This is a genomic window from Enterococcus sp. LJL90 (genome assembly GCF_056924355.1).
In genome coordinates this window covers 1-11,581 of record NZ_JBXPBQ010000020.1, presented here as the reverse complement: position 1 = coordinate 11,581, position 11,581 = coordinate 1, and the positions used below count along the sequence as shown (strand labels likewise).

Sequence of the window (11,581 nt, the reverse complement as noted above, 5' to 3'; positions counted from 1 at the left end):
TATTTTTATGTGAAGTATCGAATTAAGAAAGGGGAAATCGATGAATCGACATATTTACTGTTTAACTTATAATGATGAGTTTGGTATACAAATCGAGGCGCTAGATGTAAAAAGTGTTTCTACAAAAGAAATTATCTTGTCAGAAAAAAGCAAAATCTTCTCTAACAATCGAGTCCCTTATTACCACCAGTATAGAGTGCAACAAACATCAGATAGCTATCTGGTGTGGTGTCTAGATAGAGAAAATATCCCAAAAATGAAAGAACTATTTTTAAGAGAGCTAGAGAAAGATCTTAGGTACTATCAATTACAGGTTAATGAATTAGAAAAGGCCATTCAAAAAACAAAGACACTAACTTTAGATAATTGGATAATGCGTGAATAGTCATTTTATGACTTGTCTTGACTTATGCGAATAAGAAATTAGATTTTTGAAAGTTGTTGTCTTTTGATAATCGGCATTATGTCTACTAATCGTTTTATAACAACGGATTAATTTATATATTGTTGGTCTTTCTTAGTGTTTGTTCTGACTCCAAGTATTAATTGTATATTTCTTTGATAATACCAATTACAAATTATTCTGTAATAATAATCACTAAATCCTTCAAATTAATTGAAGTTAAATCCTATTAAATATGGGAAAACATTTTGTTTTACAATACAACAATAAATATTATAATTAAGTATACCAATACAGCCAGGGGATGATTTATTTGATAACTATTATAGCAGATTTTATTGCAAATATTTTTGCAGGAATCAGTTTTGGGAAAATCACTAAAGAAAAAGAGACGGAAGAAAGAAAAAGAAAATGACTGTTATGAGAAGTAACCTTTTTAGCTATATAAAAGTCTAAGTAGAATTAAATTGATAAAATTAAGAAATCTACCCGATAGGAAATTTTTACTTGGTATAACGTAACTTATGTAAATTAAAACCAATTCATAAAGAGCTGGCTTTACTTCATAGTCGGCATTATGTTTACTTGGGCTTTATATAACCACTTCGTAGGTTAATAATGTTCTTTTCTGAAGTGGAGAGCATAAGAGAGTATTCCTAATACAAAAAAGGTTATGGCACAAATGATTATAGGAAAATAGAACGAATATAAAAAATAGTACCACATAAATGAAATTAGAAAGAGTAATATTGATACTGTTAGATATATTGTACCCGAAATGATGAACATGAATAGCTTCCCCCTTATGATAGTTAACATATCTCTTGTTGTGCAACAATATCCATAAATTTACCTAGATTTCATTAGCACCTAGTTTTTCAGCATTTTTAGTGCTATCACTAATTGCTTGTTCCAAATAATCAGAAATGGCCGTTATACTTTAAAAGGTCCAAAAAGATTTATGTTTTGGTCTTTTACTTCTAGTTAATAAGCGCAATTTATTAAAACATGCGCTTTAATAACCGTAAGCTAGAGAGAGTAAATCACTCACTAATAAAATAAAAAGCTAGAGCTTGGTGGATTTCTGGATCAGATAAATTTACTTCAAGTGGTGTTTTTAAGGATGGACCATTTGTCATAAGGAAAAAGTAATACTTTTTATTTTTTACAATTTTTTGTCGCCTACTTGTTCCAACTTCAGATATAATCCCTGTTGGAAAATCATTTTGAGTTCCTCCAGTTGAAAATCCAATTTCATCTAATTTATCATCGTAACTAGACATGGCTCCACCTATATTTACATCCACTAAAATGGAATTTCTATCCTTCAACAATCCATATTTAATAGTTCCGCTGAAGTTATTCTCAGAACTTTCATTTTCGAAAATCTGTTTAGAGGTTATTAATTCCCCATACTCATAATAGTCTGCATAGACTGAGAAATTTTCATAAGAAGAGTTAAAATTAATTTCGCCCCCAGAAGTAAATAATAAACTACTAATTCCATTGTCTTGTTTAATTTGAACAAATTGATTATCTTCTATTCCACCAATCTTATTTTTTGAAAAAGGGGGGTAATTATAGAGCCTTAAAGAAAATAACACTATGCTAATGACAAATAGTATAAGTATTACTATGCCAATTTTTTTCTTGTTTTTAACATTTATATATTTTTTAAGCACGCTTACAGAATCCTTTTTATTACCCATTTTAATTCCCCCAAAGTTTGAATATCATATTTTAAGTTCATTTAGTGGTTACGCTAATCTTGTATCGTACCAAATACTTTCCACACTTTTTTTATTATTCTCTTGATAAGATCTAATAAATTTACCTGAGTATCTATCATATACAGAAACTGTATAATTGCTTGTTCGAACGTCCCCTCTGATTCTAAGCTGAGTCCATCCTGTGGATATAGATTTGATTGAGTAAGCTGTTACTCCATTGCTTGCATTTGAGAAACTTACTGAAACAAGACCGTAACCAAAAGAGAAACTTGCAGAGGCTTTTGTACTAGCTAAGTAATAATACGCTACATTTTTCTTCTTACCTATACCAGGATGATCTCCAATTACTGCGGAACGTTTAACAATGGCAGTATAATTCCGTTTATAAACATAATTATATCCGCCTGTAGAAGACCGTGATATATTTTTTTCTGGGGCGATTTGAAACTCATCTGGTAGCAAAGAACCATCAGATAATTCTCCGTTTTGAAATTCCTCATTTGTTACTATCGGTACATCTACATTAACAAAAGTATCATTATTTATTGCTACTTCAATTGTTGTCTGAGGAATTTCGCTTGCATAAGCAATACTTACCCCAGTCGGCAACACTGTCATTCCAACAATCAACGCTGTGCACAAAATAAGACCTGTTTTAAATAATTTCATTTTTATTCCTCCCTTAATTTAAAATTCATATTAAAGATACTTCTTACTTCCAATCTATTACTTTGTTTTTACAAATTTAGTATTGTGTATTTTAAGAGAAAATGTAAGAAACCGCTCGTTTACATTCTGTTAATAAATGCTATGTAAACCAATAGTTGCCCCAATCATAGATTTTTGTTCTTTCTTTAATGTACTGTTCTTTTATATAATTGGACTATCAAACTTACGAGGAGTGATGGAGATGAAAAAACTTTTTTTAATATTATTGGTTGTATTTTGTTTTATCCTATGTGTACCCGTGTACGCACAAGCCGAAAGTAATCAAGAGCTAGTTTATGATTTAGAGGGGGCTAATCAAATTGAGCAATTAACTGTAGTTGAAGAAGATGGTGAGGAAATGATTTTAACTATTGAAAAATTGCCTAGTGTTGCTAGAGCTAGTCTTTCTTCTGGGACTTATAAAATATCTAAAACATCCAAAGGAAGTTGGACGGTCAGTTATAATGTAACAGTAAATAGCAAAAATCAGTTTACCGGAACTAGCAATTTAAATTTAAAAGCACTCAAAGGTAGTATCGTATCCAATTCATTAACGCATACTTCAACTCAAGCTATCTGTAGCTTTAAACAAAAAGATGGGCTCATTACTACAAACGCCAGTGTGACTACAACTATTTCTAATGGACAACTAATCGTGAAGTAATCAAAGGGGGAATAGTATCTTGGTTTTATCTGAAAAGTTAAAAATTTATAGAGAATCCTCTGGATTATCTCAAACTGCTGTTGCGGAAAAACTGAATATATCCCGACAATCTGTTTCAAAGTGGGAGAATGGTCGTGGCTATCCAGACATTGATAATTTAGTTTTGTTGAGTGAAATCTATAAAGTTTCAATCGATGATCTTCTTCAAGAAAATCAACAATTAAAAAAACAAATAGAACAAAATAATTTAGCAATTAATGATAAAAAAAGGAAGTTGCGTTTTATACAAAAAAAAACATTTGAACATAAGGACGAAGGGCTGTTATTGATATTATTAGCTGGAATAGCCTCTTTCATTTTTCCTTTAGGTATTATCTTATGTGGGTTCATTTTTTGGCGTAATAAAAAAACTAATTCATTCTATAAGTTAGTTTATGTAATAAGTGTTATAGCTCTGGGTTTTAATATATACAGCGGATATGTTCATTTAGCCAATGTTATGGATTGGGGGGCTGTAACTATCGAAAAAATAGAGTAGAAAAAAATCTATGATGAAAAGCCTGATTTATTACTTTTTTAGACCTTATCTTTTGCAAACTATAAAAAACACCGTAGCAAGCGATTAAACTTGTTACGGTGCTTCTTTGTTTGTTGGCATAGTTTTCTGATTTTCCAAAAATTTCATAAAATAAAATTGGGCAAACGTAATTATTTATTGGGGCGGAAAAACGGGCGAAACTAGGGTGAATTGGCCTGTTTGGTGCCGTCACGGGAAAGTCTTGTCTTGCAAGGCGGGGCAGCCTGTCTGACCCCAGTTCCCCTTATGCTCTTACAAAAATAATCAGAGGGGCGAACCTATTAAAAAAACTGCATAGCTGCCATAGACAATTCACTTAGTTAACCTAGCCAAAAACTCGCCTAAGTGATTCACAAAAATCGCTATACATAACATATAGACACTATACTTACCAAAGGAAACAAGTTGAATTGAATCTTGATTTTTAGCAAATTTTCCGTAAAATTAAACTTAACTAAGCACTCTCCCATAGTGCTAACTCACAGATACACTCAACTGGCGGAAAACGGTTGAGGTTCAATATTCTAGCCAGTCATTCGCTTGACTGGCTTTTTTCTGTCCTCAATCATAAATATTCCGCTTATGGGCTACCTGAATAGCTGTAATCACCAATCTATCATCTTCAATCTCAACAATTGCCCGATAGTTTCCAATACGATACCGCCAGAACGCTCGTAAATCGTCTGTAAGAGCTTTTCCATGCTGTGTAGGGATTTTTGTACCGTCTACATTCTTGTAAAGCCAGCGAACAATTAAAGCGGCTTGGTGCTTATCCATTTTTCTCAATTGTTTTTGAACGTCTTTGCTGAATTCTAACCGATAGACCATTAAACGCCACCAAACTCTTTTAACATCTCGGTCATGCTAACCGTCTCTTTACCGCCTTCCACCCATAATTTATGAGCGATATCCGCAGTTTGTTTGTCGTACTCGTCTTCTAATTGCGCCATAGAATAAGTTTTCATCAACTCCGATAAGGTAATGCCGTAAAATTCCGCCATATGGTCTAGCCATTCTTTTTCTTGATCGCTGACACGAATTGTAATCATCGCCATGCTGTTCAGCTCCTTTGTATGTCATTGTAATACAAAGAGAGTAAAGAGTAAAATTGTCTATAGTTCTTTTAATATCTTTTTAATATCTTTTTTAAACCCTTTTTAGGTGTGCTGTATCGCTTGGCGCTGTAAGATTAGAGGTGTAGTACAAGGGTCTTTTTGTCTGACTATGAAGGTCTTTTTGTCTGACTATGAAGGTCTTTTTGTCTGACTATGAAGGTCTTTTTGTCTGAGTACAAGGGTCTTTATGTTAGATAAGACCTTGACTGATTAAGGATAGTTAGTTAGATTAAATTAAAAAAAGGTGGGTCTCTGATGAATGATTTGACAGTTAAATATAAAAACGAGTTGAATACTATCCCATTAAAAAAATTTAACTCTGTTGAGATGAACCTATTCTTTGCTATTTGTGCGAAAATGAAAAATCAAAGTCAGAGTAAGGTTAGATTTTCTTTTGATAGCTTGAAAGAATTAAGCGAGTATAAACCTACGGCAATAAAACGTTTTGTTAAGGACTTAGAAAACATTTACGATAAAATGCTTCACTTAACATACAGAGAAACAGATAACTACGGAACTATTTACAAATTTGTCTTGTTTACTGGTTTCCAAATAAATCCAATACACCAATTTGTTGAAATATCTATCAATCCAGAATTAGAATACATCTTAAATAATCTGAGTAATGAATTTACACAATTTGAATTATTAGAGTTTACGGAATTAAATTCTAGCTATTCCAAGTCTATGTATCGACTTTTGAAACAATTCAAAACAACTGGCTATTATACGGTCAAGATTAGTGAGTTTCGAGAGTTGCTAGATATTCCAGATAGCTACAAAATGTCAGATATTGATAAGAAAGTTCTTCGACCAATTCAAAAAGAGTTATCCAAGTATTTTGAACCATTCGAGATTACAAAAATCAAAGCAAAAAAAGGCAATCGAATTGATCGCCTAGAATTTCGTTTCCGTGAAAAGCTGCATGATGATGTTTTGCCTAAAGTAACTTTGCATAATTGGTTAAAAGAATAGGGAGTAAGTAGGGCAAGCTACGGTTTTGTGCGCACAAAACCAAAAAAACGCTTGGTAGGATTTCCTACAACCCTTAAATGTTGATAAGCTCGATTGTGAATTCTTAATTTGCAATCAAGCTTTTTTTATTTCCAAAATTGAAACCATTTACGCTTTTTAGAGCTGTCAGTTACGTTCTCAGAAGTTTTAGGTTCTTCGGGAGTATTTATATCTGTATCTTCCTGAAAATCGTCAGGGGCTACAATAAGCCCCTCTAATTCGCTGATACGCTCTTTCAGTTCTTTAACTTGATTTTTGTCTTGTAAAGATAGCTGCTGTTGCTGGTCTAATAATTTATGGAGTTGTTTAATCTGCTCGTCTTTTTCTGCAAGCTGTAACTGTTGATTTTTAACTTGGTCTTTTAGCAAATTTGTAGTCACATCTACCGTTTCAGCCGTTTCTAAATCGCTTGAAACGGTTCTGCTAGAAAATCCTTTCAAAATAAGGTTTTTAGTCGTTTCATCATACATTTTAGCGTTTCGTTTCATTAACGTTTCGTGAAACGAATTTTCAGTAATATATCGGTACATCGTAACCTTGGAAACTCCTGCTATATCAGCTATCTGACGTATTGTATAAAGCGTTTCAGCCATTTCATAAACTCCGTTTCATGGTGATACGCTTGATAATACTTCAATTTCCAATATAAAAAAAGAGAACACTAGTTTTCAGTGTTCCCCATTCTTTAATTCTTTCCTGATTCGATACACCAGATTTCGACTGACCCCATACTTTTTAACAATACTCATAATCGGCTCACCAGCATTTAAATCTTGTACTATCCCAAAATAAAGCACTCGCTTTTTGTGATCCTTAGCGGTTGCTGAATATTCCAACGGTTTGCCTTTGTACACGCCTTTAGACTTAGCGACAGCTATTCCTTCCTTTTGGCGCTGTAACATCTTCTTACGCTCGTTCTCGGCCACATAGGACAATAGATTAATCACCATATCTTTAAATAAACGTGCCATACTCTCATCTTGAATCTCAGCATTTAAAAAGGGCATATCCAACACAACTAAGTTTATTTGGCGAGTGCTTAAATCTCGGACGACGTTTGTAATATTGTCGTAGTTGCGCCCTAGTCGGTCTAATGAAGCGACTACAAGCGAATCTTTCTTACGGAGAAAGGATAAACAATCTTGAAAGATACGTCTGCCTTTGGTGGTCTTACCTGATAATTTCTCCGTGAATATTTCTTCGCAGCCATAGGCTGTTAAACTCTCAATTTGACGGTCAAGATTTTGTTCCTGAGTAGAAACTCGTGCATACCCAACAATCATTAAAAATCCCCCTTTTCATAAAAACTTAAAAAGCACACCCTTAGAGTACTTTGTGTTATTGTTGTTGTCAAGGGATTTTCAAGCCATCTCAAGGTGTACTTTTAGGGGGTGCCCTTAGAGTACAATACTTTTGGGAGTTAGAAATTTTAGGGAAAATAGCAGAAGGGAAACCTGACATCACTATTGTTTATATACCAGCAGTGCATGGGTTTTCTATGGAGTCGGATTAGGAGTACATGGTGCCATCTATGCACCTGGGGAACACATCAATAGTTCCAGTGAATTACTAAGAACTTAAGTGACGGATGCTTTAAAAACGAATGTAGATCTTTCTTTGTTTCACATTATTTTATTAAGTGAGACGCTGACTAATCACGAGTGCTTAGCGTTGTCGAAAAAAACAAGAAACTCTGCGAACATGATTTTTCGAGTAGCTCAAATGGAAGAAGATACTGAAATTGAAGCCAATTTCTTAAACCCAGCTATTTCTTTTATCGACTTACGAGAGTTTCTTTCCGAACAATCTGGTCTAATATCTGAAGGCGCACATACCAATCTATCACCTAGAACGTTTTTATTTAAATCGCTGGAGTTTAAATCTTCGTTGTCTAAAACCGAGAGGAAATTACTTACTGAATTAGAAAAACACCCTAATATTTATATCACAAGAGAGCAATTAGCTCTTCGAGTATGGGGATCTGTTGGGATGGATGACACTAAGATAGAATCCCGAATGGCACAGTTATCCCAACCTGTACGTAGAATTCAAGAAAAATGGACGAAACAAAAACTAGAACCAGAAGAATTAATTCAAATTAAATGGAAAAAAGGCTATAAATTAGTCCAACCAATTCCGGAAAAATAAAGATTAGATTAAACGAAAAGAGCCACCAAGTTAGTTGCTTAATGGCTTTTTTTGTTGTAACAAGTTCTTTACTTATGAAAAATTTTCTTCTTTTGAATGTTAAAAGACCTGCAACGCCCAATTGAACAACTCTAGTCTCATTTATTAGTTACATATGCAGAAGAATCGGGTCACGAAAGTAAGAAAGAGGAGGAACAATTACAAACGGAATCTTCAATCGTAAAGATGCATGGATTGTCAAAAAATGGTCTCAGTTTTGGAAATGAAATTGACTGTTCATTAACTAACTTAGAACTATTTTTTTGGGAAAATGGTTCGATTTGGGTTTGCTTTTTTTTGAAGGAGATCGAACAATCCATATAACTTAAGTGGAGCACTTGACGAACAAAATGCAACCGTGTTTAGTTGCGTAGTGTGAGAGAAAAAAGTAGGGAAACTGACCTTCGCTTTTTTTAGTTAAGCTCGTTTCAAAAACATCACAAAAAAATAGGGTGCGGCAAATATGGCTATATTTGCCGCATGTGAAAAAATACTGGGGTCAAGCTAAAACCAATCCGCTCTGCGGATTCCCCCTTTTTGGGGTCAGGTTTCCCTTATGCTCTTACAGGATTTCTTTGTGAAATATGACAACAGTGTGAATTTTTAAATTTGGTTAGCTTGTTAGGAGGAGGAATCTAGGAGAAAAAAGACACAACTAAGGGACTAATAATCTGAAATTTATGATGTAAATTTTTAAAATTAGTGACGGGATTTAGAAGTCTCTACCAGTAAACTATAGGGATAGTTGAGGAAACTTTTAGGTGAGAGAGAAACTTATAATTTTTGATAATTTGGTGACAAAAAAATGGTCTCTACTTGAAAAGTAAAGACCATTTTTTTGTGTAGCTACGACGCTGTTGGAGTGGCTTAAAGTCCTCTTAGGAGAGAGAGAAACAAGATAGAAAAAAAGAAGGGCTAACGGACAAGATTCGATGCGTTTCAAGGAGTAATTCTTTTGTACTTTATATAAAATTTGTTAGCCCTTCCAGAAACTGTAAGGAGTGTCTCACGTTCCCACGCCTTTCCTCTTTTTGTGTAACCAACTTCACTTACACGCCTCGCATTGAGCGTGCCAACTAGCTTCATTCTTTTAGAAAATACACTACTCTAAATTTTCGAAATCCTAATTGTGGGAATCATTGGTTCCTTACTCCATTAGTATACAGTCAAATGGAAAAGCCGGCAAGAGAAAGCGCTTCATTATTTTGCGAGACATGGTATACTAAGGAGAAAGAGCAGGCTTATAAGATAACCTCCAATAGTAGCGCTCTTGATTAAACTTCCCTTATGATGGGCCTGCTCTAGAAAATAAGGAGTGAGAAGTATGTTTAACAGAAAAACGTTATGGATTGGCTCACTTTTGCTAGGTGTTCTTGGATTCAGCCCATTTCTCCTATCGCTTGTCAATAAAGGAGATAAGGACGGTAATCTGACACTCAATTCAAAGTATTATGCGAGTGCCGATGAGGAGCTATTTTTAACGAAAAACGAGACTAAAGCTATCAGCAGTAGGAAGCACGAAAAAAATGCTACTTATTAGGGAATGGCCTGTATTTCAGTCATTTCATATCTTCAAAAAAAATTGAAAATGCCCGGTTTATAAGTAGTTTGGAAAGAAATTTGCTTGCTGTAAAAGTACAAAGTAGTCTTTTTAGATTTAAAAGGGTTTAATAAATGTACTTAATGATTAAATTTTATTTTCCTCTTGACTAAGTTTTATCTAGCCAATCTTTTTGATTGGCTTTTTTTATGACAAAGCAAACTACTTAAATAATTCTGTGACTTGTTGTAAACTATTTCCGACAACATAGGTAATATTTTACCACATTGTTTCTTTCTTTCTGCTGAGGTATAAGATAAGCCTCAGCAGTTTTTTCATAACGAGTCTGATTATCACGATAAAGAAAATTTCACTAACTTTTTAGAGGTTAAAATAGCGTTAAATCAAGGTTTGAAAAATGAGAAACGCTAGATGTTGAAAAATTCACAAAGGAAAGCCCGCTAGACGTTGATCTGGCGGGCTACTTTGGATAATGCACATTATGTCTACTAACTGTTAAATAACGACTTAATTGGTTGTATCACTTGTTCTGATTCAAATTATATCCCAAAAATTCAATTAGATTTCATTTTCTAGAAATACTGCAGTTCCAATGACAGCTGGGATAGCTCTATCTGTCATGGAAAATGAAATTCCTAACACTGCATTAGCACCTAATTTTTCAGCATTTTTAGTGATAACACTCAGTGCTTGCTCTAAATAATCAGCAATAGCCGTTATACCTCGTATAGCCCTGAGTTTATCATCATATCCATATACAATCCCTAAATCTTTCACAATTTTTTTACCTGGGTAAGTAGTGAGTGTTGATGTAATCATATAAGCCTCCTTAAAATTTGGTAGCTTAATTATATCAAATAAAGAATTCCGCTTTGTATAAGGAGAATTATGTAACGTAGAAAAGAAGCCCGCTTATAATAATTAATGAGCGGGCTTTCCTTTGCTTATTCATAGTACGCTGTATAGGAATCTTGCTGATCTTCTTTGGCTATATACCGAAGGGTTAGTTTCTCTCCACCCACTTCTAATGTATCGGGTATGTCTTCTTTATTAGAATAAACTTTACTTGTATATTGGCTTGAAGAAGCATCGAAATTTTCTACAGAATTAGTTATTGATACTGAAGTATCCGTAGTTTTGTCAGTATCTGCTGTGCATCCTGAAATAATTAGAATTGAAACTAAAAATACGGCTATTAAATATACTTTTTTCATCATTCATTCCCCCTTATGTTGGCTCAATTTCAGTCTACTCTTTTTATCTTTAAAACGCTATCATATTACGAATGAAGTGACTTGGTATAACATAACTTATGTAAAGAAAAAGCCAGTTCACAAGATGAACTGGCTTTTTTTATAATCGGCATTGTGCTTCATTTTTTTTTACTCTACACCCACTACAACTGTATCTATCAGTTCTTCAATCTTTTCCTTAAGGGTACACAACATTTCTTTTAAAGCTGAAGTTTTCAAGCTTTCTCTTTGTATTGAAACTTTGGATTTGAGTCAATATCTTGGACACATTTTAGTAGAGACGGTTACGCCATTTTTGCTTTTGCCAACTCTTCAAACTCCTGTGGGGTTAGATAGTAAATCGAGCTATGGATTCGATTTCGGTTATAA

General features: G+C 33.8%; 14 protein-coding genes. 6 read left to right on the top strand and 8 right to left on the bottom strand.

The features are described 5' to 3' along the window. The first annotated feature begins 40 nt into the window (after window positions 1-40). Window positions 41-385, top strand: coding sequence for a hypothetical protein (locus AC1Z3S_RS19285; RefSeq protein WP_461741729.1), 345 nt, complete (start codon window positions 41-43; stop codon window positions 383-385). Between the two features lie 1,061 nt (window positions 386-1,446). Here the strand turns inward: AC1Z3S_RS19285 and AC1Z3S_RS19280 are convergent. Together AC1Z3S_RS19280 and AC1Z3S_RS19275 are read right to left on the bottom strand one after the other, a co-directional pair. Then, window positions 1,447-2,112, bottom strand: a complete 666-nt coding sequence (locus AC1Z3S_RS19280) for a hypothetical protein (RefSeq protein ID WP_461741728.1) — start codon at window positions 2,110-2,112, stop codon at window positions 1,447-1,449. A gap of 48 nt (window positions 2,113-2,160) precedes the next feature. Then, window positions 2,161-2,802, bottom strand: a complete 642-nt coding sequence (locus tag AC1Z3S_RS19275; protein WP_461741727.1) for a hypothetical protein — start codon at window positions 2,800-2,802, stop codon at window positions 2,161-2,163. A 241-nt stretch (window positions 2,803-3,043) separates the two neighbouring features. On the opposite strand from AC1Z3S_RS19275, the gene AC1Z3S_RS19270 reads away from it, so the two are divergent. Further along, a complete protein-coding gene (locus AC1Z3S_RS19270; protein ID WP_461741726.1) occupies window positions 3,044-3,505 on the top strand; it encodes a DUF5626 family protein in 462 nt (153 codons plus the stop codon). A 19-nt stretch (window positions 3,506-3,524) separates the two neighbouring features. Then, window positions 3,525-4,043 carry a helix-turn-helix domain-containing protein gene (locus AC1Z3S_RS19265; protein WP_461741725.1) on the top strand — a complete coding sequence of 173 codons (519 nt, stop codon included), beginning with the start codon at window positions 3,525-3,527 and terminating at the stop codon, window positions 4,041-4,043. A 600-nt stretch (window positions 4,044-4,643) separates the two neighbouring features. Here AC1Z3S_RS19265 and AC1Z3S_RS19260 read toward each other — a convergent pair. After that, window positions 4,644-4,910 carry a type II toxin-antitoxin system RelE family toxin gene (locus AC1Z3S_RS19260; protein ID WP_461741724.1) on the bottom strand — a complete coding sequence of 89 codons (267 nt, stop codon included), beginning with the start codon at window positions 4,908-4,910 and terminating at the stop codon, window positions 4,644-4,646. Next, window positions 4,910-5,137: a type II toxin-antitoxin system RelB family antitoxin gene (gene relB, locus AC1Z3S_RS19255; RefSeq protein WP_265460380.1), complete on the bottom strand. Its 228-nt coding sequence runs from the start codon at window positions 5,135-5,137 to the stop codon at window positions 4,910-4,912. The genes AC1Z3S_RS19260 and relB overlap by 1 nt, the downstream gene beginning before the upstream one ends. A gap of 315 nt (window positions 5,138-5,452) precedes the next feature. Between relB and AC1Z3S_RS19250 the strand changes: the two genes are divergently transcribed. Continuing rightward, on the top strand, window positions 5,453-6,172 hold the full coding sequence (locus tag AC1Z3S_RS19250; RefSeq protein WP_461741723.1) for a replication initiation protein: 720 nt from the start codon (window positions 5,453-5,455) through the stop codon (window positions 6,170-6,172). A gap of 125 nt (window positions 6,173-6,297) precedes the next feature. Here AC1Z3S_RS19250 and AC1Z3S_RS19245 read toward each other — a convergent pair whose 3' ends face one another. Together AC1Z3S_RS19245 and AC1Z3S_RS19240 are read right to left on the bottom strand one after the other, a co-directional pair. Further along, window positions 6,298-6,804, bottom strand: a complete 507-nt coding sequence (locus AC1Z3S_RS19245; protein WP_461741722.1) for a hypothetical protein — start codon at window positions 6,802-6,804, stop codon at window positions 6,298-6,300. A 75-nt stretch (window positions 6,805-6,879) separates the two neighbouring features. Then, a complete protein-coding gene (locus AC1Z3S_RS19240; protein WP_461741721.1) occupies window positions 6,880-7,494 on the bottom strand; it encodes a recombinase family protein in 615 nt (204 codons plus the stop codon). Window positions 7,495-7,933: 439 nt separating this feature from the next. Between AC1Z3S_RS19240 and AC1Z3S_RS19235 the strand changes: the two genes are divergently transcribed. Together AC1Z3S_RS19235 and AC1Z3S_RS19230 are read left to right on the top strand one after the other, a co-directional pair. After that, the gene (locus AC1Z3S_RS19235; protein ID WP_461741720.1) at window positions 7,934-8,359 is read left to right on the top strand and encodes a winged helix-turn-helix domain-containing protein; all 426 of its coding nucleotides are present in this window, start codon (window positions 7,934-7,936) and stop codon (window positions 8,357-8,359) included. A 1,363-nt stretch (window positions 8,360-9,722) separates the two neighbouring features. Beyond that, entirely contained in the window at window positions 9,723-9,938 is a 216-nt protein-coding gene (locus AC1Z3S_RS19230) for a hypothetical protein (RefSeq protein ID WP_461741719.1), read from the top strand. A 579-nt stretch (window positions 9,939-10,517) separates the two neighbouring features. On the opposite strand, the gene AC1Z3S_RS19225 is transcribed toward AC1Z3S_RS19230, so the two are convergent. Continuing rightward, window positions 10,518-10,778, bottom strand: a complete 261-nt coding sequence (locus AC1Z3S_RS19225) for a heavy metal-binding domain-containing protein (RefSeq protein WP_461741718.1) — start codon at window positions 10,776-10,778, stop codon at window positions 10,518-10,520. Window positions 10,779-10,903: 125 nt separating this feature from the next. Beyond that, window positions 10,904-11,173, bottom strand: coding sequence for a hypothetical protein (locus AC1Z3S_RS19220; protein WP_461741717.1), 270 nt, complete (start codon window positions 11,171-11,173; stop codon window positions 10,904-10,906). Window positions 11,174-11,581 lie beyond the last annotated feature (408 nt).

Excerpts from the sequence above, each read along its gene's own strand:
- AC1Z3S_RS19285 (WP_461741729.1), top strand. The coding sequence starts at position 41 with ATGAATCGACATATTTACTGTTTAACTTATAATGATGAGTTTGGTATA.
- AC1Z3S_RS19280 (WP_461741728.1), bottom strand. The coding sequence starts at position 2,112 with ATGGGTAATAAAAAGGATTCTGTAAGCGTGCTTAAAAAATATATAAAT.
- AC1Z3S_RS19275 (WP_461741727.1), bottom strand. The coding sequence starts at position 2,802 with ATGAAATTATTTAAAACAGGTCTTATTTTGTGCACAGCGTTGATTGTT.
- AC1Z3S_RS19270 (WP_461741726.1), top strand. The coding sequence starts at position 3,044 with ATGAAAAAACTTTTTTTAATATTATTGGTTGTATTTTGTTTTATCCTA.
- AC1Z3S_RS19260 (WP_461741724.1), bottom strand. The coding sequence starts at position 4,910 with ATGGTCTATCGGTTAGAATTCAGCAAAGACGTTCAAAAACAATTGAGA.
- relB (WP_265460380.1), bottom strand. The coding sequence starts at position 5,137 with ATGGCGATGATTACAATTCGTGTCAGCGATCAAGAAAAAGAATGGCTA.
- AC1Z3S_RS19250 (WP_461741723.1), top strand. The coding sequence starts at position 5,453 with ATGAATGATTTGACAGTTAAATATAAAAACGAGTTGAATACTATCCCA.
- AC1Z3S_RS19245 (WP_461741722.1), bottom strand. The coding sequence starts at position 6,804 with ATGGCTGAAACGCTTTATACAATACGTCAGATAGCTGATATAGCAGGA.
- AC1Z3S_RS19240 (WP_461741721.1), bottom strand. The coding sequence starts at position 7,494 with ATGATTGTTGGGTATGCACGAGTTTCTACTCAGGAACAAAATCTTGAC.
- AC1Z3S_RS19235 (WP_461741720.1), top strand. The coding sequence starts at position 7,934 with ATGGAAGAAGATACTGAAATTGAAGCCAATTTCTTAAACCCAGCTATT.
- AC1Z3S_RS19230 (WP_461741719.1), top strand. The coding sequence starts at position 9,723 with ATGTTTAACAGAAAAACGTTATGGATTGGCTCACTTTTGCTAGGTGTT.
- AC1Z3S_RS19225 (WP_461741718.1), bottom strand. The coding sequence starts at position 10,778 with ATGATTACATCAACACTCACTACTTACCCAGGTAAAAAAATTGTGAAA.
- AC1Z3S_RS19220 (WP_461741717.1), bottom strand. The coding sequence starts at position 11,173 with ATGAAAAAAGTATATTTAATAGCCGTATTTTTAGTTTCAATTCTAATT.